At 67.7% G+C, this 22987-nt stretch carries 22 protein-coding genes; all 22 read right to left on the bottom strand.

The annotated features are described in order from the left end of the window. Window positions 1-1055: glycine--tRNA ligase subunit beta (gene glyS / locus AB1346_02610; protein ID MEW6719323.1), on the bottom strand; the 1055-nt coding region annotated here is incomplete at its 3' end. Window positions 1056-1058: 3 nt separating this feature from the next. After that, complete coding sequence (locus AB1346_02605) at window positions 1059-1961, bottom strand: glycine--tRNA ligase subunit alpha (GenBank protein ID MEW6719322.1); 903 nt, start codon at window positions 1959-1961, stop codon at window positions 1059-1061. A gap of 103 nt (window positions 1962-2064) precedes the next feature. Then, the gene (recO, locus tag AB1346_02600; protein ID MEW6719321.1) at window positions 2065-2817 is read right to left on the bottom strand and encodes a DNA repair protein RecO; all 753 of its coding nucleotides are present in this window, start codon (window positions 2815-2817) and stop codon (window positions 2065-2067) included. Then, entirely contained in the window at window positions 2817-3659 is an 843-nt protein-coding gene (locus AB1346_02595; protein ID MEW6719320.1) for a RodZ domain-containing protein, read from the bottom strand. Before AB1346_02595 ends, recO begins: the two co-directional genes overlap by 1 nt. After that, window positions 3656-4384, bottom strand: a complete 729-nt coding sequence (locus tag AB1346_02590; protein ID MEW6719319.1) for a tetratricopeptide repeat protein — start codon at window positions 4382-4384, stop codon at window positions 3656-3658. The genes AB1346_02595 and AB1346_02590 overlap by 4 nt, the downstream gene beginning before the upstream one ends. After that, window positions 4381-5238, bottom strand: a complete 858-nt coding sequence (gene mtnP, locus AB1346_02585) for an S-methyl-5'-thioadenosine phosphorylase (GenBank protein ID MEW6719318.1) — start codon at window positions 5236-5238, stop codon at window positions 4381-4383. The genes AB1346_02590 and mtnP overlap by 4 nt, the downstream gene beginning before the upstream one ends. Window positions 5239-5304: 66 nt before the next feature. Continuing rightward, entirely contained in the window at window positions 5305-6351 is a 1047-nt protein-coding gene (gene rlmN / locus AB1346_02580) for a 23S rRNA (adenine(2503)-C(2))-methyltransferase RlmN (GenBank protein ID MEW6719317.1), read from the bottom strand. A gap of 40 nt (window positions 6352-6391) precedes the next feature. Further along, on the bottom strand, window positions 6392-6823 hold the full coding sequence (gene ndk / locus AB1346_02575) for a nucleoside-diphosphate kinase (protein MEW6719316.1): 432 nt from the start codon (window positions 6821-6823) through the stop codon (window positions 6392-6394). After that, window positions 6823-7371 carry a 2-oxoacid:acceptor oxidoreductase family protein gene (locus AB1346_02570; protein MEW6719315.1) on the bottom strand — a complete coding sequence of 183 codons (549 nt, stop codon included), beginning with the start codon at window positions 7369-7371 and terminating at the stop codon, window positions 6823-6825. Before AB1346_02570 ends, ndk begins: the two co-directional genes overlap by 1 nt. Further along, a complete protein-coding gene (locus AB1346_02565) occupies window positions 7368-8189 on the bottom strand; it encodes a 2-oxoacid:ferredoxin oxidoreductase subunit beta (protein ID MEW6719314.1) in 822 nt (273 codons plus the stop codon). The genes AB1346_02570 and AB1346_02565 overlap by 4 nt, the downstream gene beginning before the upstream one ends. After that, the gene (locus AB1346_02560; protein MEW6719313.1) at window positions 8190-9320 is read right to left on the bottom strand and encodes a 2-oxoacid:acceptor oxidoreductase subunit alpha; all 1131 of its coding nucleotides are present in this window, start codon (window positions 9318-9320) and stop codon (window positions 8190-8192) included. After that, the gene (locus tag AB1346_02555; GenBank protein ID MEW6719312.1) at window positions 9317-9562 is read right to left on the bottom strand and encodes a 4Fe-4S dicluster domain-containing protein; all 246 of its coding nucleotides are present in this window, start codon (window positions 9560-9562) and stop codon (window positions 9317-9319) included. Before AB1346_02555 ends, AB1346_02560 begins: the two co-directional genes overlap by 4 nt. A gap of 19 nt (window positions 9563-9581) precedes the next feature. Next, window positions 9582-10463, bottom strand: coding sequence for a succinate--CoA ligase subunit alpha (gene sucD / locus AB1346_02550; protein ID MEW6719311.1), 882 nt, complete (start codon window positions 10461-10463; stop codon window positions 9582-9584). Further along, complete coding sequence (gene sucC / locus AB1346_02545; GenBank protein ID MEW6719310.1) at window positions 10460-11638, bottom strand: ADP-forming succinate--CoA ligase subunit beta; 1179 nt, start codon at window positions 11636-11638, stop codon at window positions 10460-10462. The genes sucD and sucC overlap by 4 nt, the downstream gene beginning before the upstream one ends. A 4-nt stretch (window positions 11639-11642) precedes the next feature. Then, window positions 11643-12584, bottom strand: a complete 942-nt coding sequence (gene mdh / locus AB1346_02540) for a malate dehydrogenase (GenBank protein MEW6719309.1) — start codon at window positions 12582-12584, stop codon at window positions 11643-11645. 13 nt (window positions 12585-12597) lie between these two features. Next, entirely contained in the window at window positions 12598-14013 is a 1416-nt protein-coding gene (icd, locus tag AB1346_02535; protein ID MEW6719308.1) for an NADP-dependent isocitrate dehydrogenase, read from the bottom strand. Window positions 14014-14131: 118 nt separating this feature from the next. Then, window positions 14132-15193: a phosphotransacetylase family protein gene (locus AB1346_02530; GenBank protein ID MEW6719307.1), complete on the bottom strand. Its 1062-nt coding sequence runs from the start codon at window positions 15191-15193 to the stop codon at window positions 14132-14134. Next, window positions 15190-17298, bottom strand: a complete 2109-nt coding sequence (locus AB1346_02525) for an acetate--CoA ligase family protein (GenBank protein MEW6719306.1) — start codon at window positions 17296-17298, stop codon at window positions 15190-15192. Before AB1346_02525 ends, AB1346_02530 begins: the two co-directional genes overlap by 4 nt. 60 nt (window positions 17299-17358) lie before the next feature. Beyond that, window positions 17359-19149 carry an aspartate--tRNA ligase gene (gene aspS / locus AB1346_02520; GenBank protein MEW6719305.1) on the bottom strand — a complete coding sequence of 597 codons (1791 nt, stop codon included), beginning with the start codon at window positions 19147-19149 and terminating at the stop codon, window positions 17359-17361. Between the two features lie 2 nt (window positions 19150-19151). After that, window positions 19152-20420, bottom strand: a complete 1269-nt coding sequence (hisS, locus tag AB1346_02515; GenBank protein ID MEW6719304.1) for a histidine--tRNA ligase — start codon at window positions 20418-20420, stop codon at window positions 19152-19154. After that, a complete protein-coding gene (locus tag AB1346_02510; protein MEW6719303.1) occupies window positions 20417-21808 on the bottom strand; it encodes a GGDEF domain-containing protein in 1392 nt (463 codons plus the stop codon). The genes hisS and AB1346_02510 overlap by 4 nt, the downstream gene beginning before the upstream one ends. Before the next feature lie 46 nt (window positions 21809-21854). Further along, a partial coding sequence (locus AB1346_02505) for an MBL fold metallo-hydrolase (GenBank protein MEW6719302.1) occupies window positions 21855-22987 on the bottom strand: 1133 nt, incomplete at its 5' end.

The following is a 22987-nucleotide window of genomic DNA, read 5'->3' as shown; positions in this document are numbered from 1 at the left end:
AAGAGGACCTTCTTCAGCGCCTCCGCCCGGTCGAACAGCGGCATCTTCAGGTCGTCCCAGTAATAAAACTCCGCGTCCGAGAGGCGCGCGCGCAGCACCCGCTCGTTCCCCGCGATGACGATCCCGGGGTCCGGCACGGACATGTTCGACACGAAGGCGAACTCGGGGCGCAGCGCCCCCCGCTCGTCCTCGAAGACGAAATACTTCTGGTTGTTCCGCATGGAGGTCACGAGGATCTCCCGCGGGAGCGACAGGTACTTCGCCTCGAACCTCCCCGCCATGACGACGGGGAACTCCACGAGGTTCGCCGTCGTCTCCACGAGCGGCTCGTCCTCCGCCCACTTCATCCCCGTCTCGCGCTCCAGCGCGCGCAGGCCGGTCCGGATCCGGTCCTTGCGCGCGTCGAGGTCGACCAGAACGGAGGCCGCGGCCAGCCCCGCCTCGTAGGCGGCCGGCGAGAGGAGCTCAATGGCCCCGGGGGCGAGAAACCGGTGGCCGTAGGTCTTCCGCCCCGCGTCGACGTTGCCGTACCGGAACGGGATCACCTCCTCCCCGTGCAGGGAGACGATCCATTGCACGGGCCGCGCGAACCGGACGTCGAGGTCCGCCCAGCGCATCGACTTCCTGAAGGGGATCGACGGAAGGAACTCCGTCACAAGCTTCGGAAGGACCTCCCGCGCCGGGCGCGCGGCCTCCTCCCGCACGAAGCCGAGGTATTCGCCCCGGTCCGTGGGGAACACGGAAAGCGACTCGACCGCGATCCCCTGCGATTTCGCGAATCCGGCGGCGGCCTTCGTCGGCTTCCCCGCGGCGTCGAAGGCCACGCTCTTCGGCGGGCCCAGGACGGTCTCGCTCCTGGCCTCCTGGCGCTCCGAAAGCCCCCGGACGATGAACGCCAGCCGCCGCGGCGTCCCCTGGATGTCGATCTTCCGGAAGGAGAGCCGGGCCTTGCGCAGCGCCTCCTCCAGCAGCCTGCTTCCGTTCCACAACGCGGGGCCGATGAATCCCGCCGGGATTTCCTCGCAGCCGATCTCGAGCAGGTAGTCGCGTTCCATGATTTACCGCCCCTCCCCGCGGGGGACTTCGCCGCCGAACCGCCCCAGCAGCGGGAATCCCATCTCCTCGCGCGACCGGAGGAACCCCTCCGCGCACAGCCGCGCCAGGTTCCGGACCCGCCCGATGTAGGAGGTCCGCTCCGTCACGGAGATGGCCCCGCGCGCGTCGAGCATGTTGAAGGCGTGGGAGCACTTCAGGCAGTAGTCGTACGCGGGAAGGACCAGATTGCGCTCGAGGAGCGCCTGGCACTCCTTCTCGAACATCGCGAACAGGGAGAACAGCATCGGGATGTCGGCCGCTTCGAAGTTGTAGCGGGACCACTCCACCTCGCCGCGGTGGTGGACGTCGCCGTAGGTGACGTCTCCCACCCACTTGAGGTCGTAAACGTTGTCCACGTTCTGCAGGTACATGGCGATCCGCTCGAGGCCGTACGTGATCTCGCCGGAAACCGGTTTCAGGTCGATGCCGCCGCACTGCTGGAAATAGGTGAACTGGGTGATCTCCATCCCGTCGAGCCACACTTCCCAACCGAGCCCCCAGGCGCCCAGCGTGGGAGACTCCCAGTCGTCCTCCACGAACCGGATGTCGTGCTTCATCGGATCGATGCCGACCGCCCGGAGGGAATCGAGGTAGATCTCGACGTAGTCGCAGGGGCACGGCTTCATGATGACCTGGAACTGGTAATAATGCTGGAGCCGGTTCGGATTCTCCCCGTACCGGCCGTCCGTCGGTCGGCGGGAAGGCTCTACGTACGCGGTGTTCCACGGCTCGGGGCCGAGCGACCGCAGGAATGTCGCGGGGTGGAACGTTCCCGCGCCGACCTCGGTATCGTACGGCTGATGGATCACGCACCCCTTGCCAGCCCAGAACCGCTGCAGGGACAAAACGAGGTCTTGGAAATACACCAGAAACCTCCCGGCGGGAAATATCAGGAAAAGTTACACCCCCCGGCGCGGATTGTCAAGACAAATCATTGGAATAATTGAAGGTTTTGGATTCCGCGTCCGGTCAGGCCCCGCCGAGGCTTCGGAGCGGTTTCCCAAGGCAGTACTCTATATATTTGGGTATAACCTTTTGTAATTCCTCTTCTATTCCGTCCGGCACCCGGAGCCGCTCCCGGGCCGCCCCGCCTCCCGCCAGGAGCGCCCTCCACGTCCGGACCGCCCCCAGCGACAGCGTCATACCGTCTCCTGTCGCGCAGGCGTCGCACAGCAGCCCCCCTTCGGCGGGCAGGAACCGATACCTGCGGCTGTCGGTCCTCCCGCATTTACGGCACTTCGACAGGTCGGGCCCCCAGCCGCCGATGCCCAGGAAGCACGCCTCCGCCCTGCGCGCGACTTTTCCCGGGGACTCCCCCGCCGTCAGCGCGCGGAACCCGTCGAGGAGGATCTCGAACGCCTTGGGCTTGGGCCCCTCCTGAGGGAACATTTCCGCGGCCAGTTCGAGAAGATAATCCGCGTGCCGGACCCGCTCCCACTCCTCGACGATCGGCCAGAAGCTCGCGGAGACGGAAGCCGTCGACAGGACGGGGATTTTCCCGGGGACCTCGGTCCAGACGATGTCCAGCAGGACATAGCGCTGGAGCGTCCCGCCGAACCGCTTCCGGCTTTTCCAGGCGGATTTTCCGAGGATCGAGACGACCCCGGCCTCCCGTGTGAAGAAGGAAAGGCGCCGGTCGGCTTCCCCCATGTCGACGGCCCGGACCAGGAAGGCGGGGGAAGCGTGGAAGGAGCGCTCGCCGGCTGCCCCCCCGCGGCGCATTACGGGTATTGGACCTCCACGACCTGGCCGCCGGCGCCGAACGGCGGAAGCCGGTTCCCGTTCAAGGTGCCGACCACGCCTCCGGCGTTTCCGATCTTGAGACGGATGCGCCGGTTCGCCTGGATGCTGATTTTGTCTCCCATATACAGCGTGACGTCGATGGGGTCTCCGTCGTCGAAGCTGTACATGAGCCAGGTGTGCTCGCTCGCCTCCAGGAAAAGCTGGAACGGCCCCGTGAGCGGACCGCCGCCCCCCACGGCGGACACCGTCGGGTGCGGTCTGGCCGCGTTGTCGGGAACGGCGGCGGGATCGATCGCCGCGGCGCCGGCGGTCGCGGGAGCGTTGTCGATCCCGGGGACGGCCGCGGGCGCCGCCGAGATTTCGGGGGCGGGAACGGGCGCGGGCGCCGCCGGCGCGGCGGGCGGCGGCGCGACCGGGCGGGCCGGTCCCCGCATGGAAACGTACGCCAGGACCACCCCCACGAGGAGCACCACTCCGGCCGCGAAGACATAGGAGGTCCGGCGGCTGCCGCGCTCCCTCTCCCGCTCCAGCCATTCGGGCCGGGATTGCGGCTGCGGGCGCGCTTCCGCCTCCTGCCGCTCCGGCTGCGCCGCCAGGATGCGCTCGTACTCCGCGAGGACAGGGCCCGGGTCCACGGAGAGGTACTTGGCGTAGGAGCGGATGAAGCCGGCGGAGAACACCTTCTCCGGCCAGCCGGCGTAATTGCCCTCCTCGATTCCGCGGAGGTATCGGTGACTGATCCGCAGCGCGGCACCGGCGTCCTCGATGCTCTTCCCCATCGACTCCCGCCGCGTCTTCCAGGATGCCCCGGCATTGCTCACGGTCTGCGCCCCTCCGATTCGAGCACCCGTTTGAACGCCTTCTCCGCATCCGCGGGGCGCTTCATCGCCGTGTACACGCGCCCCAGCTCCATCCACCCGTCCGCGTAATCGGGCACGATCCTGACGAGCTTCAGCAGCAGCGTCTCCGCTTCCGTCCACCGCCCCGCCTTCCCGAGCAGGGCGGCCAGGCCCAGGTACGCCGGGGCGTACGCCTCGTTCATCCGGATCGCCAGCCGATACCGCTCCTCCGCCTTCGCGGCGTCCCCCTTGGCGCGATACGCCTCCGCGGCGTTGTAGACCGCCCATTCCGGCGTCTGGTACCGGACGTCCGCCGCGGCGGTCTCGAACTCCCGGATCGCTTCTTCCCATGCCTGCCGGTCCGCCAGGACGATCCCGAGGTTGTTGTGCGCGTCGCCGTAGTCCGGCCTCTTGTCGACCGCTTCCCGCAGATGTTTCTCCGCGTTCTTCCCGTCGCCGCGCGCCCGGTAGGCGAGCCCCAGCATCATGTCGATCTCCGCGTTGTCCGGGTCGAGCTCCGAGGCCCGCATCAGCTCCCGCATCGCCATCGGGAGGTTGCCCTGCTGCAGGTAGGTGACTCCCATCCGCATCCGCGCGTCCGCCTCGCTCTTCCTGGCCGCGGCTTTCCCGCCGGCGCACGCCGCGAGCAGGATCGCGGCCGCGCAGAGCGCCGGGAGGAGGACCGGGATGCGCCGCGGCGGCGTCACAGGTGTCTCCCGATCAGGAGCGAAAGCCGCTTCCGGGCGGCCGCGGGGATCTTCTTCGGGTCCGTGATGACGGCGTGCTTCGGCGCCTCGCCGCATCCGCAGCCTTCGGGGAGCGGCATCGCCTTCGCGACCGCCCGCACGATCTTCCTCGAGTTCTCGACGTTGCGCTTCAGCACTTCGAGGATCGACCCGACCGAGACGTCCTCCTCGGTCCGGTGCCAGCAGTCGTAGTCGGTGGCCAGGGCGAGGACCGCGTAGCACAGCCCGGCCTCGCGGGCGAGCTTCGCCTCGGGCATGTTGGTCATGCCGATGACGTCGGCGCCCCACTTCCGGTAGAGGTTCGACTCGGCCCGGGTGGAGAACGCGGGCCCCTCGATGCAGAGGTACGTCCCGCCGCGCCGGACCCGCCGGACGACCTTCCGCGCCGCCGCGTACGCGATCCCGGACAGCGCCGGACAGACGGGGTCCGCGAAGACGATGTGTCCCGCGACGCCGTCGCCGAAGAACGTGTTCTGCCGGAGCCTCGTGTTGTCGATGAACTGGTCGACGACGACGATGTCTCCCGGACGGATCCCTTCCTTCATGCTCCCGACCGCGGAGATGGAGAGGACGGCGTCCGCCCCGATCTTTTTCAATGCGTAGATGTTCGCGCGGAAATTGATGCCGGAAGGAGGGATCCGGTGCCCGCGCCCGTGGCGCGGGAGGAACGCGACGGTCCGCCCCTCGAGCTCCCCCACGGTCAGCGCGTCGGACGGGGCGCCGAACGGCGTGCGCACGGAGACCTGCCGGACATTCTTCAGGTCCTCCATCCCGTACAGGCCGGATCCGCCGATCACGCCGAGAATTCCCGACATTCCCCTGGCTGCCCCTTTCGTGGACACTCCTATGAATATAGGAAGATCGGACGGCGCCCTCAACCCTTATTTATCGTGTGGAAGATTTTTTTCTTTAACGTCGGCGCATAGTTGCCCGCATGCGGCGCGGATGTCCGCACCGCGTCTCTCGCGGGTGATCGTCTGGATCCCGCCGGCAAGGAGGATGTCCCGGAACCGGTCCACCGTTTCCTGCGGAGGGGGGCGGTAAGGGGATCCCTCCTGCGGGTTGTACGGGATCAGGTTCACCTTGATCCGCGCGCCCCGGAGCAGGCGGACGAGCGTCCCCGCATCCTCGGGCGCATCGTTCACGCCGGCCAGCAGGACGTATTCCGCTGTGACCTTCCGGCCGCTCTGCAGCGGGATCCGCCGCATCGCCGCCAGCAGCTCCCGCAACGGGTATTTCCGGTTCACGGGCATCAGAAGGGAGCGCTGGGCTTCCCGCGTGGCGTTGAGGGAGACGGCGAAGCTCACGGGGTATTTCTCCGCCAGCGCGAGCATCTCGGGGAAGATCCCCGCGGTGGACACGGTGACCCGCTTGCCGGAAAGGCCGAAGCCGAACTGGGACAGGAGGATCTCGATTGCGCGGGAGACCTCGCCGACGTTCCGCAGCGGCTCCCCCATCCCCATGAAGACCACGTTCGACAGCCGCTCCCCCCGGGCCGCGAGCCGCCTCGACGCGTGGCAGGCCTGATGCACGATCTCCGCCGAGGTCAGGTTCCGCCGGAGCCCCATCGCGCCGGTCGCGCAGAAGCCGCACCCGAGCGCGCACCCCGCCTGCGAGGAGACGCAGAGCGTGCGCCGCTCCTCGTCGGGGATCAGCACGCTCTCGACGGCCTCGCCGTCCTCGAGCCGGAACAGGTACTTCTCCGTGCCGTCCGCGGACGCGTCCGTATGCTCCGCCGGAGGGGCGGAGATCCGGCAGGAGGCCGACAGCAGCGCGCGGAACTCCTTCGAGAGGTCGGTCATCTCCCCGAAGTCGTCCGCGAGCTTATGGTAGATCCACCGGGAAAGCTGCCGGCCCCGGTAACGCTCCTTTCCCCACCGCGCGAGGAACGCCTCGAGCTCCGCGAGCGTCATCCCCTTCAGGTCGATCCGCGGATCGCCCGGGCGGGAGCCGGCCTCGCGCGCGGGATCAGGAAACGATGTCGAGCTCGCTGAAGAAATAGCGGATTTCCGTATCCGCGGTCTCCGGGGCGTCGGAGCCGTGGACGATGTTCTTTTCGATCTCCTCCGCGAAGTCCGCGCGGATCGTGCCCGGCGCGGCCTTCTTCGGATCCGTCGCCCCCATCAGCTCGCGGTTCCGGGCGATGACGTTTTCCCCTTCCAGCACCATGACGACGATCGGGCCGGAGGACATGAAATCGGTCAGGGAGGCGAAGAAGGGGCGCTCCCTGTGGACCGCGTAGAAACCTTCCGCTTCCCGCTTCGTGAGGCGGAGCATCCGCATCGCCGCGATGCGGATCCCCGCGGTTTCGAAACGGCGGATCACCTCCCCGACGACTCCCTTGCGGACGCCGTCCGGCTTCACGATGGAGAGGGTCCGCTGTTTCCCGGCTTGCTGCATCAAACCGTCCTCCTTTCGACGAGTTCGTATCCTGCCAGGAGCGCTTTCCGGTTCAGCTCCTCGGTCCCCTTCGGGACGCGGGAGAGCACCGCCTTCTCCACCGACTCGCGGCTCACCCGCCCCGTGATCGCCGCGATCGCCCCGATGGCGACGATGTTGGCGACGAACGCCTTCCCGATCGCCTCGGAGGCGGTCCGGATGATCGGGAGGCCGACCACCTTGAACGGCCCGGGCGGAACGTCGCGGACGAAGTCCTCGTCCACGACCAGCGTCCCGTCCGCCTTGATGTCCTTATAATACTTCGAGCAGGCTTCCTGCGTGAGGGCCAGCATCAGGTCGATGGACGTCGCCTTCGGGAAATCGATCGTCCTGTCGGAGATGATGACCTCGGACTTGGAGGCGCCGCCCCGCGCCTCCGGGCCGTACGACTGGCTCTGGACGGCGTTGATCCCGTCGTAGATCGCCGCCGCCTCCGCGTAGATGACCCCGGCGAGGATCAGCCCCTGCCCGCCGGAGCCGGAGAACCGGATTTCGTAACGTTCGCTCATGTCTGCTTCCTCAGCCGTTCCACCAACGAGTAGTATGTCTCGCAGTACTCCTTCGCGTCCTCCCGGCGGTACAGGATGCCCATGGGGAGTTTCCCCTCCGTCTTTTCCGGCGGCAGCTTCCGGAACGCCTCCTCGGGAACGAAGGTGTCCTTCATCCAGAGAAGCATGTCCGTGGGGCTGCGGAACTTGTTGCGGCGGCCGAAGGTTGTGGGGCAGGCGTTGATGATCTCCAGGACGGAGAACCCCTTGTGCCGCATCGCCTCGATAATGAGCTTGTCGAGCGCCGCGGCGTGGTACGCCGTGCCGCGGGCGACGAAGCTCGCCCCGGCGCCCTTCGCCAGCTCCGGGATGTTGAAGGGGGAGTCCACGTTGCCGTACGGCATCGTGGTCGCGAACCGGTCGGTCTGGGTGGTCGGGGAGTACTGGCCGCCCGTCATGCCGTAGATGAAGTTATTGAAGACGAGCAGGGTGATGTCGATGTTCCGGCGGCAGGCGTGGATGAAATGGTTCCCCCCGATCGCCGTCGCGTCGCCGTCGCCGCTCACCACCATGACGTGCTTGTCGGGCTTCGCCATCTTGATCCCCGTGGCGAACGCCAGCGCCCGGCCGTGGGTGGTGTGCAGGGTGTTGAAGTCCACGTACCCGGGAAGGCGCGACGCGCAGCCGATGCCGGACACCAGGGCGATGTCGTTGCGGTCGATCTTCTGGGAATCGACGGCCCGCAGCAGCGCCTTGAAGACCATGCCGTACGAGCATCCCGGGCACCAGATGTGCGGGAGCTTGCCGGGACGGATGTACCGGCCGTAATCGAACGCCATCTACCTCCCCTCCTTGATCCGGTCGACGATCTGCGCCGGGGTGATCGGGTCGCCGTCGACCCGGAAGATCCCCTCGACCGGGCATCTCCCCTTCGCGCACCGCTCCACTTCGTGGACGATCTGCCCGAGGGAAAGTTCGGGCACGACGATCTTCTTCACCCGCGCGGAAAGGGACGCGACCTGCGCCTCGGGGAAGGGCCAGATGGTCAGCGGGCGGAACAGCCCCGCCCGGATCCCCTCGGCCCGCGCCGTCTCCACCGCCGTCTTCGCGGAGCGCCCGCAGACGCCGTAGGCGAAGACCGCGACCTCGGCGTCCTCGAGACGGTGCTCCTCGTACCGCACGATCTCCGCCCGGTTCGACTCCACCTTCCGCAGGAGGCGCTGCTCGTCCGTGTGGATGCGCGGAGAGGCGTTCACCGGGAACCCGTCGGGCCCGTGGTTGAGCCCCGTCACGTGGAACCGGTACCCCTCGAAAAAGTTCGCCATCGGCGGGACGTCCCCCTTGCGGTCGTCGTACGGGAGGTACTCTTCCGGGGGGCATTGCGGCTTCGGGCGGCCGGTCACCTGCAGCGCTCCCGGCTCCGGTATCTCGATCCGCTCCCGCATGTGCCCGACGATCTCGTCGAACGCAAGGATCACGGGCGTGCGGTACTTCTCCGAGAGGTTGAACGCCCGGACCGTCTCGGTAAAGATCTCCTGGACGTAGGCGGGGGTGAGGCAGATGACGGGGTGGTCTCCGTGGGTCCCCCAGCGGCACTGCATGATGTCGCTCTGGCCGGGTCCCGTCGGGACGCCCGTGGACGGCCCGCCCCGCATGACGTTGACGACCACGCAGGGGATCTCCGTCAGCATGGCGAACCCGAGGTTCTCCTGCTTGAGCGAGAAGCCGGGGCCGGAGGTGGCGGTGAGCGCCTTGCGGCCCGCCAGCGAGCCCCCGATCACCGCGGCCATCGCCGCGATCTCGTCCTCCATCTGAAGGAACGCCCCGCCGATCTGCGGGAGCTTCTTCGCCAGGTATTCCGCCACCTCGGTCGACGGGGTGATCGGGTAGCCGGCGAAGAAAGTGCAGCCGGCGTAGAGGGCCCCCTCCGCGCACGCCTCGTTCCCCTGGAGCAGCAGGACGCGGCTCATGGCTTCGGCTCCTTCTTTTCCACGAAGATCGCGAAGTCGGGGCACCGCTGCTCGCACTGCATGCAGATGATGCACCGGTCGATGTCGACGACTTTCGCCTTGAACATCTCCATCCCCAGCACCTGGGTCGGGCACAGCTTCACGCAGATCTCGCACCCCTTGCAGTAGCGCGGGATGATGGAGACCTTCACCTTCTCGTTTTCCCGCGACTCGACCTTCTCCGCCTCGCGCTGCTTCGCCATCGGCGCCTCGTCCCCTCCTTTATACGGCCTTCGACCCGAGCCTCCGGGCCAGCGTCTTCCCGATGTCCGCGGGCGATTCGGCCACCGCGATCCCCGAGGAGCGGAACGCCTCGATCTTCTCCGCGGCGGTCCCCTTTCCCCCGGAAATGATGGCCCCCGCGTGCCCCATCCGCTTCCCCTTGGGCGCGGTCAGCCCCGCGATGTAGCCGACGACCGGCTTGCTCATGTTCGCCTTGATCCACGCGGCGGCGTCCTCCTCGGCCGTCCCCCCGATCTCCCCGATCAGGATGACCGCCTCGGTCCCCTCGTCGGCCTCGAAGGCGGACAGCACGTCGATGAAGTTCGTTCCGTTGATCGGGTCGCCGCCGATCCCCACGCAGGTGGACTGCCCCAGCCCGACTCCGGTCACCTGGTGCACCGCCTCGTACGTGAGCGTCCCCGAGCGGGAGACGATGCCGACGGTCCCCGGCCGGTGGATGCTCCCGGGCATGATCCCCGCCTTGCTCTCCCCGGGGGTGATGACGCCGGGGCAGTTCGGCCCCACCAGCCGGGTCTTCTTCCCCTCCATGAACCGCTTCACCTTCACCATGTCGAGGACCGGGATCCCCTCCGTGATGCACACGACGAGGGCGAGCCCGGCGTCGAACCCCTCGCAGATCGCGTCCGCCGCGAAGGCGGGCGGCACGAAGATGACCGAGACGTCGGCGCCCGCGGCCCGGACGGCCTGGGACACGGAGTCGAAGACCGGCACGCCCTCGACCTTGACGCCCGCCTTTCCGGGCGTCACCCCCCCGACGACCTTCGTGCCGTAGTCGAGCATCTGGCGGGTGTGGAACGCGCCCGCCGACCCGGTGATCCCCTGCACGATGACCCTGCTGTCCCGGTTCAGGTAGATGCTCACGGGCGGCCTCCCGCGGTCCGCGAGGCGGCGGCGACGGCCTTCCCCGCCCCGTCCGCCATGTCGGACGCCGGGATGATGTCGAGCCCCGAGGCGGCGAGGATCTCCTTCCCCTTCTCCATGTTCGTCCCCTCCAGCCGCACGACGAGCGGGACCGTCAGCCCGAGCGCCTTCGCGGCGGCCACGAGCCCCTCGCCGATGACGTCGCACCGCATGATCCCGCCGAAGATGTTCACGAAGATCGCCTTGACGCTCGGATCGGAGAGGATGAGGCGGAACGCCTGCTTCACCTGCTCCGTGCTCGCGTTGCCTCCCACGTCGAGGAAGTTCGCCGGGTTGCCGCCGCACAGCTTGATCATGTCCATCGTCGTCATCGCAAGGCCCGCGCCGTTCACGAGGCAGCCGATGTTCCCGTCGAGGCGGATGTAGGAGAGCTCGTGCTTGGACGCCTCCGTCTCGGTCGGGTCCTCCTCGTCGAAATCGCGCAGCGCCCGGATGTCCGGGTGGCGGAAGAGGCCGTTGTTCTCGAAGTTCATCTTCGCGTCCAGCGCGACGAGGTCGCCGTCCTCCGTCTGCACGAGGGGGTTGATCTCCGCCAGGGAGCAGTCCGTCTCCGTGAACGCCTTGTAGAGCGCGGTCATCATCCGCACCGCCTTGCCCGCGAGGTCTCCGGGGAGCCCCAGCCCGAAGGCGATCTTGCGCGCCTGGTACGGCATCAGCCCCAGCGCCGGGTCCACCCACTCCTTCAGGATGAGCTCGGGGGTCCGGGCCGCGACCTCCTCGATCGACACCCCGCCTTCCGTCGAGGCCATCACGACGATCCGGGAGACGGAGCGGTCGACGACCATCCCGAGGTAATACTCCTTCCGGATCTTTCCCGCCTGCTCCACGAGGACGCGCTTGACCAGCTTCCCCTCGGGGCCCGTCTGGTGGGTCACGAGCCGCATCCCGATGATGCTCCGCGCGTGCTCCCGGACCTCTTCCGGGGTGCGCGCCAGCTTGACGCCGCCCCCCTTCCCGCGGCCGCCGGCGTGGATCTGCGCCTTGATGACGACGGGCAGCCCCAGCTCCCCTGCGATCACCTCGGCCTCCGCCGGTGTGTCCGCCACGCCGCCCTTCGGGACGGCCACCCCGTACCGGGACAGGACCTCCTTGGCCTGGTACTCGTGGATGTTCATGGCGTCAGAACCCGAGCCGGTCGACGGCCCCGCAGAGCTCCTTGACCGCCGCGGCCGATTTCCGGAGCGCCTCCGCCTCCTTTTCGGTGAGCCTGAAACGGACGACCTCCTCGACGCCGTTCTCGCCGAGCTTGGCCGGAAGGCCGACGAACAGCCCGTCGCACCCGTCGTACTTCCCCTCGGAGAGGACGGCGCACGGAAGGATCATTTTCCGGTCGAGGAGGATGGATTCGCACATCTGGACGCAGGCGGCCGAAGGCGCGTAATAGGCGGAGCCGGTCTTCAGGAGAGAGACGATCTCCGCCCCGCCCTTCGCGGTCCGCTCGACGATCTGCCCCAGCCGGTCCGGCGGGATCAGGTCCTCCACGGGGATCCCTCCGACGGTCGTGTACTTCGTGGAAGGGACCATCGTGTCGCCGTGCCCGCCGAGCACGAAGGCGTTGATGTCGCGGACGGAGACGCCCAGCTCCATGGCGATGAACGCCCGGAAGCGGGCGGAATCGAGGACCCCGGCCATCCCCATCACCCGGTTCGCCGGGAACCCGCTCGTCTTGTGGGCGACGTAGGTCATGGCGTCGAGGGGATTCGAGACGACGATGATGACGGCATCGGGCGATTTCGCGGCGGCCTTCGCGGTCACGTCCTTGACGATCCCCGCGTTGACCTTGAGGAGGTCGTCCCGGCTCATCCCCGGCTTGCGGGCCAGCCCCGAGGTGATGACGACGATGCTCGACCCCTCGGTGTCCTCGTACCCGTTCGTCCCCGTCACGTTGCTGTCGTAGCCGCAGACGGGACCCGCCTGCATGAGGTCGAGCGCCTTCCCCTGGGGCATCCCTTCCACGATGTCCACGAGCACGACGTCGCAGAGGTCCTTCTCGGCGAGACGCTGCGCCGTGGTGGCGCCGACGTTTCCCGCCCCGATCACCGTGATCTTCTTCCGGCTCATTCCGTCCCCCTCCCTACATGTTCGAGATGACCGCGTCTCCGAATTCGCCGCACTTCACTTCCCGCACGTCCTTGACCCCTTCCGCCTTCATCAGGCGCGCGAAGTCGTACGTGACCGTCCGCCGGGCGATGGAGCCTTCGACCCCCCGCCGGATCGCGTCGGCCGCCTCCTGCCAGCCGAGGTGCTCGAACATCATCACCCCCGAAAGGAGGACGGAGGAAGGATTCACCTTGTCGAGGTTCGCGTACTTGGGCGCCGTCCCGTGGGTCGCCTCGAAGATCGCGTGCCCCGTGAGGTAGTTGATGTTCCCCCCGGGAGCGATCCCGATCCCGCCGACCTGAGCCGCCAGCATGTCGGAGAGGTAGTCGCCGTTGAGGTTCAGCGTCGCGATGACGTCGAACTCGTCCGCCCGGGTGATCGTCTGCTGCATGGTGATGTCGGCGATCGAGTCCTTGATCATCAGCATCTTCTTCCATTTCCCGTCGCCGTGCGTCGACCGGAGCTTCAGCGCTGCGTCGACCTCCTTCAGGATGTCCTCCTTCTGCCCGGGGGTCATCGCGTCGAAGCCGGGCTCCAGCGCCCGGGCGTTGTCCTCCCGGCTCATCGCCGGATCGCGGTCCAGGTTCCCGAGGACCCAGCTCTCGCGCATCGAGACGGTCTCGTTGCGGAACTTCCTCGCCGCGATCCCGTAGCCCCAGTCCTTGAAGGCGCCCTCGGTGAACTTCATGATGTTGCCCTTGTGGACGAGGTTGACCGATTTCCGGCCGTGCCGGAGGGCGTACCGGATCGCCGCCTCGATCAGCCGCTCGCTGCCCTCGCTGCTGACCGTCTTGATCCCGATGGCGGTGGTCCCGGGAAAGCGGATCTTGCGGACCTCCATGTCCTTGACGAGGAAGTCGACGACCCGTTTCACCTCGGGCGTCCCGGAGGCCCATTCGATCCCGGCGTAGATGTCCTCGGTGTTCTCCCGGAAGATGACCATGTCGACGAGCTCCGGGCGCTTGACCGGGGAAGGGACGCCGGGGATGTACTTCACCGGCCGCAGGCAGACGTACAGGTCGAGCATCTGGCGCAGCGCCACGTTCAGGGAGCGGATCCCTCCGCCGATCGGCGTGGTCAGCGGCCCCTTGATGCCGACGAGGTATTCGCGGTACGCGGTCAGCGTGTCCTCGGGGAGCCACTCCCCCGTCCGGTTGAACGCCTTCTCGCCCGCCAGCACTTCGAGCCAGCGGACTTTCCGCTTCCCGCCGTACGCCTTCTCCACGGCCGCGTCGAACACCCGGACGGAGGCGCGCCAGATGTCGGGGCCGATGCCGTCCCCCTCGATGAACGGGAGGATCGGCCGGTCCGGAACGGCCAGACTAAAATCGGGTTTGATTTGGATTTTCTCGCCGTCGGGAGGGGGAACCAAGCTCTTGAATAATGCCAAGGCGTCCTCCTATCGGTAAATGTTTTATTCGGAGGGTTCCCAGGGTGGTCGGGAGGAATTCCTCCCTGCTCTTAAAACAGGATATGAGACTCCTTACTGATCGTCAAGGGACAAGGGGCTATGATTTCCGGCAGAGGGCGAGCAGTCCGTCGGTGTCGACCGACGCGCGGACGGCCTCGACCCCCCGGGCGACCTTCTCGGGCTCCCGGATCCGGAGGCGGCCCAGGATCCGCTCGAACCGCTCCACCGTGGAGAAGGTGTCTTCCGACACCTGGAGGATGGCCACGCCCTTCTCCCGCGCCCGCGCCAGGATGATGTCGTGCGGGGCGCCCCCTCCGGTCAGCACGAGGCACACCGTGTCGGTTTCGATCGCCGCGAGCTGAATGTCGGTGCGGAGCCCCCCGGTGATCACCGCCTTCCGCGGCAGGGTCCGGAAGATCCGCAGCGCGTGCTCCACGTCCATCGACCCGACGCAAAAACGTTCGATCAGCGTCGCGGCGGACCTGCCCTCCACGAGGACCGTCGCCGAGAGGGTCTGGACCAGGGAGGCCACGCTCACGCTGTCGAGCAGCGGGTCCTGGAGCAGGGCGCCCAGCACCCGGATCCCCCGGGACTCGAGGAAGCGGGTCACCGTCCCCCGGACGAACGTTTCCTGCTCCGGGGCGACCCGGTTGAAGATCACGCCGAGGAGGCGCGACTCGAGGACGTGGGACGCCCAGAGGATCTGGTCCATCGACTTCTCCCCCTCGAACCGGTCCACGAGGACCACCCGGCAATCGAAGTTCGCGATCAGCTCGAGCGGGGAGACCCCGAAGAAATAGCCGTCGCGCGGGTTGGCGGCCCCTCCGATGATCAGCACCTCGGATCGCGCCTCGGCGTCTCGGACGGCCGCGGTGATCTTCCCGCGGACGCGCAGCTCCTCGCCGCGATACGCGGCCATCGCCAGGTCGGGGGTGATCACGACCGGGCAGAACGACTCGGGCGGCCCCTCGAGGGAAAGTTCGCGGGCGATGAACGACGCGTCCTCGTCGACCAGGAGGCCGTTCTCCGCCACGGGGATCTTCCCGAGGAGCTTGACGTAGCCGACCTTCACCCCCGCCGCCTTCCACAGCTTCCCGAGCGCGAGGGCGATGAGCGTCTTTCCCGAATATTCCGACGTGGATGCGATGTACAGGTTCATTTCACGGCCTCCGCGATGGATATCCGGCAGTCGATCGCCCGAAGCCCCTTGCCCCTGGGCATCACCCGGATGGGGTTGATGTCGAGCTCCTGGATCTCCGGGAAGTCGACCGACAGGGCCGACAGCCGCTGCAGGGCGTCCACGATGGCGTCCTCGTCCGCCGGCTCGGCCCCGCGGTACCCGGCCAGCAGCGGGTAGGCGCGGATCTCGTGGATCATCTCGACCGCGTCCCGCCGGGAGAGCGGCGCTACGCGGAACGCGACGTCCTTCAGCACCTCGACATAGATCCCCCCAAGCCCCAGCATCAGCAGCGGACCGAACTGCGGGTCGCGGCTCAGGCCGATGATGAGCTCCTGCCCGCCGACGATCATCTCCTGCACGGAGACCCCGGCGATCCAGGCCGCCGGGGCGTGCCGGCGGACGGTGGAGGTGATCTCGACGAACGCCCGGGCGACCTCCTCCTCGGAGGAGAGGTTCAGGCGCACCCCCCCGACGTCGGTCTTGTGGAGGATCTGGGGGGAGACGATCTTCATGACCACCTTCGGGACGCCCATGGCACGATACGCCTCCACGGCGTCGGTGGAGGTCTGCGCGAAGGAGTTCCGCGGGAAGGAAAATCCGTACGCCTCGAGGATGGCCCGCGAATCCTCCTCCCCGCCCTGGCCCCCCTTCCCGAGGATCTTCCCGACGGCCCGCTGGGCTGCCATGGGGCGCCCTCCGAGGGAGCCCCCGTTCTCGGGAAAATCGGAGGTGTGCATGTGGGAGTACCGGACCATCGCGTGGGCGGTGCTCACCGCGCGTTCCGGCACGATGTAGCTCGGGATCCCGCCCGCCATCAGGATCTTTCTTCCCTCGGTCACGCTGGCCTGCCCTATGAAGGACGCGAGCACCGTCTTGTTCGTCGGCCCCAGCGAGGAGACGATGGCGCGCGCCGTCTCCTCGGGCTCGGTCATTACCTGCGGCGTCAGCAGGACGAGGACCATGTCGATGGCATCCTCTTCCGCGAGGGCGCGGATGACGTCCCGGTACCGGTCGGCGCGGGCGTCCCCGATGATGTCCACCGGGTTCGCCGTGCTGGCGGTCGGCGGGATCTTCGGGAGGATCTTCGCGCGCAGCGATTCGGACACCTCGGCAAGCCGTATCCCCAGGCGGTCCGCCGTATCCGCCGCAAGGATGCCCGGCCCGCCCGCGTTGGTCAGGATGAGGAGCTTCCCTTCCTTGGGGACCGGGCGCATCGAGAAGGCGATGGTGAAGTCGTAAAGCTCCTCGATCGACTGGGCGCGCAGGATCCCCGCCTGGCGGAAGGCCGCCGTGTAGGCGCTGTCGGAGCCCGCCAGGCTCCCCGTGTGGGAGGACGCCGCCCGGGCGCCGGACGCGGTGCTTCCCGCCTTCACCATGACGACCGGCTTGCGGGGCGTCACCGCCTTGGCGGCCCGCAGGAACCGGCGGCCGTCGTCGATGCTCTCCACGTAGCCCATGATGACGCGCGTCTCCGGGTCGTCCGCGAGGAACTCGAGGACATCCGACTCGGAGACGTCGGCCTTGTTCCCCATGCTCACGATCTTGGAGAACCCGATGTTGTCGCCCATCGACCGGTCGAGGATGGCGGTGCACATGGCGCCGGACTGGGACAGGAACCCGATGTTCCCTCTCGGGGGGGTGCCGTTGGAGAAGGAAGCGTTCATGCGGGCGTGCGTGTCGATCACGCCGAGGCAGTTCGGGCCGACGACGCGGATCCCCGTGGACCTCGCCATGGCGGTCAGGTCGCGCTCCAGGGTGACCCCCGCGCCCCCCACCTCCTTGAAGCCCGCGGAGATGGCGATGGCCGCGCGCATCCCCTTCGCGGCCAGGGCGGGAAACGCCAGCAGGATGTCCTTCGGCGCGACCACGAAGACGCCCAGGTCGACGGGGCCGGGGATCGCGTCGATGGACGGGTAGAGCGGGCGGCCCAGCAGCTCGCCTCCGCCGGGGTTCACGCCGTACAGGGGACCGGGGAACCCAGCCTGGACGAGGTTCGCGAACACCCCGTACCCCACCTTCTCGGGATTCCGGGACGCCCCCACCACGGCGACCGATTTCGGCTTGAACAGCTCCTTGGGAAGCACGGACTAAATATAAACCAATTCGAAGGAGCCATGGAAGGGGCGGAAATCCACCCCCCCGATTTATTTTTTCCCGGGGGCCGTCACCCGGATCGAAAGCTCCCGAAGCTGCTTGACGTCGACTTCCGAGGGAGCGTCGGTCATCAGGCAGGTGGCCTTCTGCGTTTTCGGAAAAGCGATGACGTCCCGCAGCGACTCCGCCCCCGAGAGGATCATCGCCAGCCGGTCGACCCCGAAGGCGATCCCGCCGTGCGGGGGAGCCCCGAATTCCAGCGCCTCGAGGAGGAAGCCGAACTTCCGCCGCGCCGCCTCGGGCGGGATGTCGAGGAGCCCGAACATCCGCGACTGCACGTCCTGCCGGTGGATCCGGATGCTTCCTCCCCCGATCTCGGAGCCGTTGAGCACCATGTCGTACGCCTTCGCGCGCGCCTTCCCGGGATCGGTGTCGAGCAGCGGGAGATCCTCGTCGAGCGGCGCGGTGAACGGGTGGTGCATCGCCGCCCAGCGCTTCTCCTCCGGGTCCCACTCGAGCAGCGGGAAATCGGTGACCCAGAGCAGGTGGAACAGCGACGGGTCGATCATCCCGAGCTTCTCGCCGAGGTGGAGCCGCAGCCGCCCCAGCGAGGCGCAGGCCGTCTCGAACTTGTCGGCGACGAACAGCAGCAGGTCCCCCGGCTTCGCTCCCAGCTTTCCTTTAAGGGCCGCGAGCCGCTCCTCCTTGAAGAACTTCGTCAGCGGCGAGGTCAGCCCATCGGAGCCGACCTTGAACCATGCCAGGCCGGCCGCCCCGCCGATCTTCGCGACCTCCTCGAGCGCGGCGATCTCCGAGCGGCTGGACTCCGCCATCCCCGGCGCGACGATCCCCCGGATGACGCCCCCCTTGGCCGCGGTCTCGGCGAACACCCGGAACTCGGTCTCCGAAAGCAGCTCCGTGCAGTCGGCGATCTCGAGCCCGAAGCGGGTATCCGGCTTGTCGACGCCGAAGCGGTCCATCGCCTCCCGCCAGCCCAGCCGCGGAATCGGAGTCTTCACTTCCTTCCCGAGGACGTCCCGGAAGATCCGCGCCATCAGCCCTTCCATCATAAGGAAGATGTCCTCGCGGTCGATGAACGACATCTCCACGTCGATCTGCGTGAACTCCGGCTGCCGGTCGGCGCGAAGGTCCTCGTCCCGGAAGCACTTCACGATCTGGGCGTACCGGTCGCACCCCGCGATCATCAGGAGCTGCTTGAAGAGCTGCGGCGACTGCGGCAGCGCGTAGAACATCCCCGGGTTGACGCGGGACGGCACCAGGTAGTCGCGCGCGCCTTCCGGGGTGCTCTTGGTGAGCACGGGCGTCTCGATCTCGAGAAAGCCGTTTTCGAAGAAAAATTCCCGGACGGAGCGGGCGAGCTTCGCGCGCAGCATGAACTTCGCCTGGATCGACGGGCGCCGCAGGTCGAGGAAGCGGTACTTGAGCCGCACGCTCTCGGCGGCATCGGAGTCGTCCTCGAGGGAGAACGGGATCGGCTTCGACTCGTTCAGGATCGCCAGCGAGGCGGCCGCCACCTCGATCTCCCCCGTCGGGAGGTTCGGGTTCTCGGTGCCTGCGGGGCGCCGCCGGACGGCGCCGCGCACCGAAAGGACGTATTCCACCCGCAGGGCGTCGGCCTTTTCGTGCGCCTCCCGGGACCCCTCGGGGTTGATCACGACCTGGACCAGCCCCTCGCGGTCGCGCAGGTCGACGAACACGAGCCCCCCGTGGTCCCTGCGGCGGTGGACCCAGCCGCACAGCACGACCTCCTGCCCGATGTGCTCCGCACGGAGCTGCCCGCAATAAATCGTCCTTTTATGTTCCGGCAGAAACGCGTCCAACGTCAGACCTCCTTGGCTTTGGCGAATCCGCGCAGCCTGCGCATCGCCTCGTCCGGGGCGACCTCTTCCTGGGTCCCCTTTTCCATGTCCCTGTACGCCACCGCGCCCCGCGCCGCCTCCTCCTCGCCGAGGACGACGACGGCCCTTGCGCCCGAACGGTCCGCGCGGCGAAACTGGCTTTTCATGCTGCGCCCCTCGTAATCCATGTCGGCCCGGACGCCCAGCGCGATCAGCTCCATTTTCCACCGGAACGCCTCGGGCAGGAGCGAAGGGGCCGTCGTCACGAGGAACGCGTCGGCCTGCGGCTGCGCCGGGCCCCCCTCGCCCAGCAGCATCAGGAGGCGTTCCACCCCGATGGCGAACCCGATGGCGGGGACGGGCTCCTTCCCTCCGATCATCTCCGCGAGCCCGTCGTACCGTCCCCCGGCGGCGACGGTGTTCTGCGCGCCCATCCCGGGGATGACGAACTCGAACGTCGTCCGGCGGTAGTAGTCGAGGCCGCGGACCATCCGGGAATTCCGCGAGAACGGGATCCCCGCGGAGGCCAGCGACGCCTCCACCGCTCCGAAATGGTCCCGGCACGCCGCGCAGAGGAAATCGAGGATCGACGGGGCGTCCGCGGTCGCCTTGATGCAGCGGTCCGCCTTGCAGTCGAGGACCCGCAGCGGATTCCGGCCCCGGCGCCGCCGGCAATCGTCGCACAGGTCGGCTTCCCGCGCTTCGAGGAACTCCGCGAGCGCCGCGTTGAACTTCGGCCGGCATTCCGGATCGCCCAGCGAGTTGATCTCCAGCGAGACGCCCGTCAGCCCCGCGTCCTTCAGGAACCCGTGCAGGAAGGCCATCGCCTCGGTGTCGGCGTACGGCGATTCCGTGCCGAACAGCTCCGCCCCGAACTGGTGGAACTGCCGCAGGCGCCCTTTCTGGGGGCGCTCGTGGCGGAACATCGGGCCGATGTAGAACAGTCGCGCCGGCCATTCCCCGATCTCCGCCCGGTGTTCCAGCACCGCGCGGACGACCGGGGCGGTCCCCTCGGGCCGCACCGTCAGGCTGTCGCCGGAGCGGTCGGTGAAGGTGTACATCTCCTTCTCGACGATGTCGGTGGTCTCGCCGACCGCGCGCGAGAACAGCTCCGTCCGCTCGAGCAGCGGCGTCCGGATCTCCCGGAAACCGTACATCCCCGCGTGCGCCCGGAAAGACGACTCCAGCGCGGCCCAGCGTGTCGACTCGGGGGGAAGGAGGTCCTTCATCCCCCGGATGGTCGTCAATGTCATGGAAATTTCTGCGGCTGGGCCAGATAGACGACGTTCCGGGTCGATTCCTTGCCGCGGTACATGGCCTGGTCGGCGAGGTTGAGCAGGTGCTGCTTCGTCGTGGCGTGCTCCGGGAACGCCGCGATCCCGATGGAGATCGTCAGGCGGATGTCGAGCCCCATGGAGACGACGAGGTGCCCGGACTCGATCGCCTTCCGCATCCGCTCGGCGACGAACATCGCCTCCTCGGAGTTCGTCTCCACGAGGAGGACGACGAACTCGTCCCCGCCGTAGCGCGCGACGGTGTCGGAGTCGCGGACGCAGGACTTGAGGACCGATCCGACTTCCTGCAGGACGCGGCTGCCGACGAGGTGCCCGTGGGTGTCGTTGACCCGCTTGAAGAAGTCGATGTCCATGAACAGCACGGAGAAGAAGTTCCGGTAGCGCTCGGACCGCTTCATTTCCCGGTCGAGCACCACGTTCAGGTAGCGGCTGTTGTAAAGCTTGGTGAGGTCGTCGATGTAGATCAGGCTCTGCACCTGGGCGTTGCGCTCCGCGTTGATCAGCGAAAGGCGCGCCTGGCGGCAGAAGAAATTCAGGAGCGGGCTGTTGATGGCGTCCGCCTCGGGCGCGCCGCGCAGCCCCACTACGGAATAGAGGCGCGCCCCCGACTCGAGCTCGAAGCGGACCGGGAGGAGGTACCGGTTCGCATCCTGCGGCCACCGCCCTCCCGGGGCTTCGGCCTCCAGCGTCTCCGCGCAGACCACGACGGGCGAGGGACCCGCGTGCCGGATCAGCGCTTCGCCGAACCGGCGCAGGAACGCAAGGGGAGCAGCCTCGTCGGCGAACCCGAGGGAGGAATGGACGAGGAACGGGGGGCCGCCCGGCTCCCCTTCCTGGAACAGCACGCCGAACGACGCCCCCAGCGCCTCACGGAACTTCTCGAGGATCGTCCCGGCCAGGAGCGACATGTCGGAGGTCGTTATGACGGGGATGCAGAAATCGAACAGCTCGTCGAGCGACATCCTCCGGAGCAGCCCGTACCCGGAGAAAAGATATTTCTCGAGGGACGGAACGAGCGAGCCGCGGATCGACTCCTCGAACAGGATCTCGGAAGCGCCCTCTTTCAGCGCGTCGAGGACCGACGGGCCGTCGCTCATCGGCAGGACCAGGATCAGCGGCGTCTTGGGAGCGAGGGAAACGATCTCCGCGACGTACGGACCCGTCGCCCTGTCGCTTTGGACCTTGTGAGCGACGATGACCGAGAAATTCTCCCTCCGGAGCGCCGCGGCGGCGGATTCCCAGTCCGGAAGGACGGAAAAGTGCACCCCTTTCAGCGTGGGAACCCGGAGGATGGCCTCGATGTTTTTTACGTCGTGGCAGAGGATCAGGACTCTCTGCGTGCTCATCTGCGGGCGCCGCTCCTGTAGGTGCCTGTAGCTGAATTCACAATTCTCACGCAAGCCGCCAGAGAAGTTTCCATCCACGGTTGGAACCTTCCTGCATGAAAAACAACGACTTCCCGTTCGAACGGAGCGTAAGTGCGCCGTTTTTCAACAAGAATCGTTGATGGGAAGGTAACAGATTTTCACCGGTGAAACAATCGCTATTTTGAGAGACGACCGCCTCCGGAAGGCAATGCGCGGCCCATCCCGCGGGATCCGCCTTCGGGGAGCCGTGGTGCGGAAGGAAGAGGACCCTCCGCTGCCCCGGAGCGAAATCGCCGCGGCCCCAGGCGGAAGCCCCTCTCTCGACGTCTCCCGGCAGCCATACCGACAGCAGGCCGTAACGAACCTCGAGAACGGTCCCACGTTCGTTCGCCGGCGCATCGCCGCGCACCGGACCCGACGCGCGGACGATCAGCTCCGCTGCGCCGAAAACCGCGCGGTCGCCCGGCCCCACCGTACGGATCCGGCCCGGCCACGAGGAGACCGCACGGCCGAACGCCTCCTTCGGCTCGCCGTCCGGGAGCCAGACCTCGCCCACTTCGATGGCGGAGAGGACCGCAGCCGCCCCCCCGTAATGGTCCTCGTGGGCATGGCTCAGGACGAGGACGTCGATCTTCCGGATCCCCCTCTTCCGGAGATACGGAAGCACCGCCCGCTCTCCCGCGTTCCCCCGCAGGGCGCTGCCGGCATCGATCAGCGCATGACCGCCGCCCGGGAAGGACACGAGGGACGCCGAACCGTTCCCGACGTCCAGCGCCGTCATCCTCAGCTCCCTTTCAGGCATCGCAAGGTACGGAAGGTGGATCCAGGCGAGGAACAGGGCGGAAACCGCGACCGGCGCCGCCCATGCGCTCCTCCCCTTGCTCAGGAGAAGGATCGTTCCGGCCGCGGCCGCCGCCGTCGCGACGAAGAGCGACGCAACCCCGGAGGGGGGGACGGGGAAGCAGCCGGCCCCCGATCCGGAAACGGTATCGAGGAGGGAGAGGGTCCACGTCAGCCCTGTGGAGACGAAACGGACGGGCGGACCCAGCGCATCGATCCCGAAGGCGCCGCCGGCGACGGCCAGGCAGGCGCCCGCCACCCCCGCGGTCCCGAGGAGCGGCCCGAACAGGAGATTCCAGAGGACCGCGCCGGAGGGAA

The organism is Thermodesulfobacteriota bacterium, from assembly GCA_040758155.1.
Taxonomy (GTDB): Bacteria; Desulfobacterota; Deferrimicrobia; order Deferrimicrobiales; family Deferrimicrobiaceae; genus UBA2219.
The sequence above is the reverse complement of the archived record's forward strand: the minus strand, read 5'-3'. Positions and strand labels throughout refer to the sequence as shown.

What these genes read in the sequence shown, in the direction of transcription:
- recO (MEW6719321.1), bottom strand. Translation starts at nt 2,817, where the DNA reads ATGCGCCGCGGGGGGGCAGCCGGCGAGCGCTCCTTCCACGCTTCCCCC.
- mtnP (MEW6719318.1), bottom strand. Translation starts at nt 5,238, where the DNA reads ATGTCGGGAATTCTCGGCGTGATCGGCGGATCCGGCCTGTACGGGATG.
- ndk (MEW6719316.1), bottom strand. Translation starts at nt 6,823, where the DNA reads ATGCAGCAAGCCGGGAAACAGCGGACCCTCTCCATCGTGAAGCCGGAC.
- AB1346_02570 (MEW6719315.1), bottom strand. Translation starts at nt 7,371, where the DNA reads ATGAGCGAACGTTACGAAATCCGGTTCTCCGGCTCCGGCGGGCAGGGG.
- AB1346_02565 (MEW6719314.1), bottom strand. Translation starts at nt 8,189, where the DNA reads ATGGCGTTCGATTACGGCCGGTACATCCGTCCCGGCAAGCTCCCGCAC.
- AB1346_02560 (MEW6719313.1), bottom strand. Translation starts at nt 9,320, where the DNA reads ATGAGCCGCGTCCTGCTGCTCCAGGGGAACGAGGCGTGCGCGGAGGGG.
- AB1346_02555 (MEW6719312.1), bottom strand. Translation starts at nt 9,562, where the DNA reads ATGGCGAAGCAGCGCGAGGCGGAGAAGGTCGAGTCGCGGGAAAACGAG.
- sucC (MEW6719310.1), bottom strand. Translation starts at nt 11,638, where the DNA reads ATGAACATCCACGAGTACCAGGCCAAGGAGGTCCTGTCCCGGTACGGG.
- mdh (MEW6719309.1), bottom strand. Translation starts at nt 12,584, where the DNA reads ATGAGCCGGAAGAAGATCACGGTGATCGGGGCGGGAAACGTCGGCGCC.
- AB1346_02530 (MEW6719307.1), bottom strand. Translation starts at nt 15,193, where the DNA reads ATGAACCTGTACATCGCATCCACGTCGGAATATTCGGGAAAGACGCTC.
- hisS (MEW6719304.1), bottom strand. Translation starts at nt 20,420, where the DNA reads ATGACATTGACGACCATCCGGGGGATGAAGGACCTCCTTCCCCCCGAG.
- AB1346_02510 (MEW6719303.1), bottom strand. Translation starts at nt 21,808, where the DNA reads ATGAGCACGCAGAGAGTCCTGATCCTCTGCCACGACGTAAAAAACATC.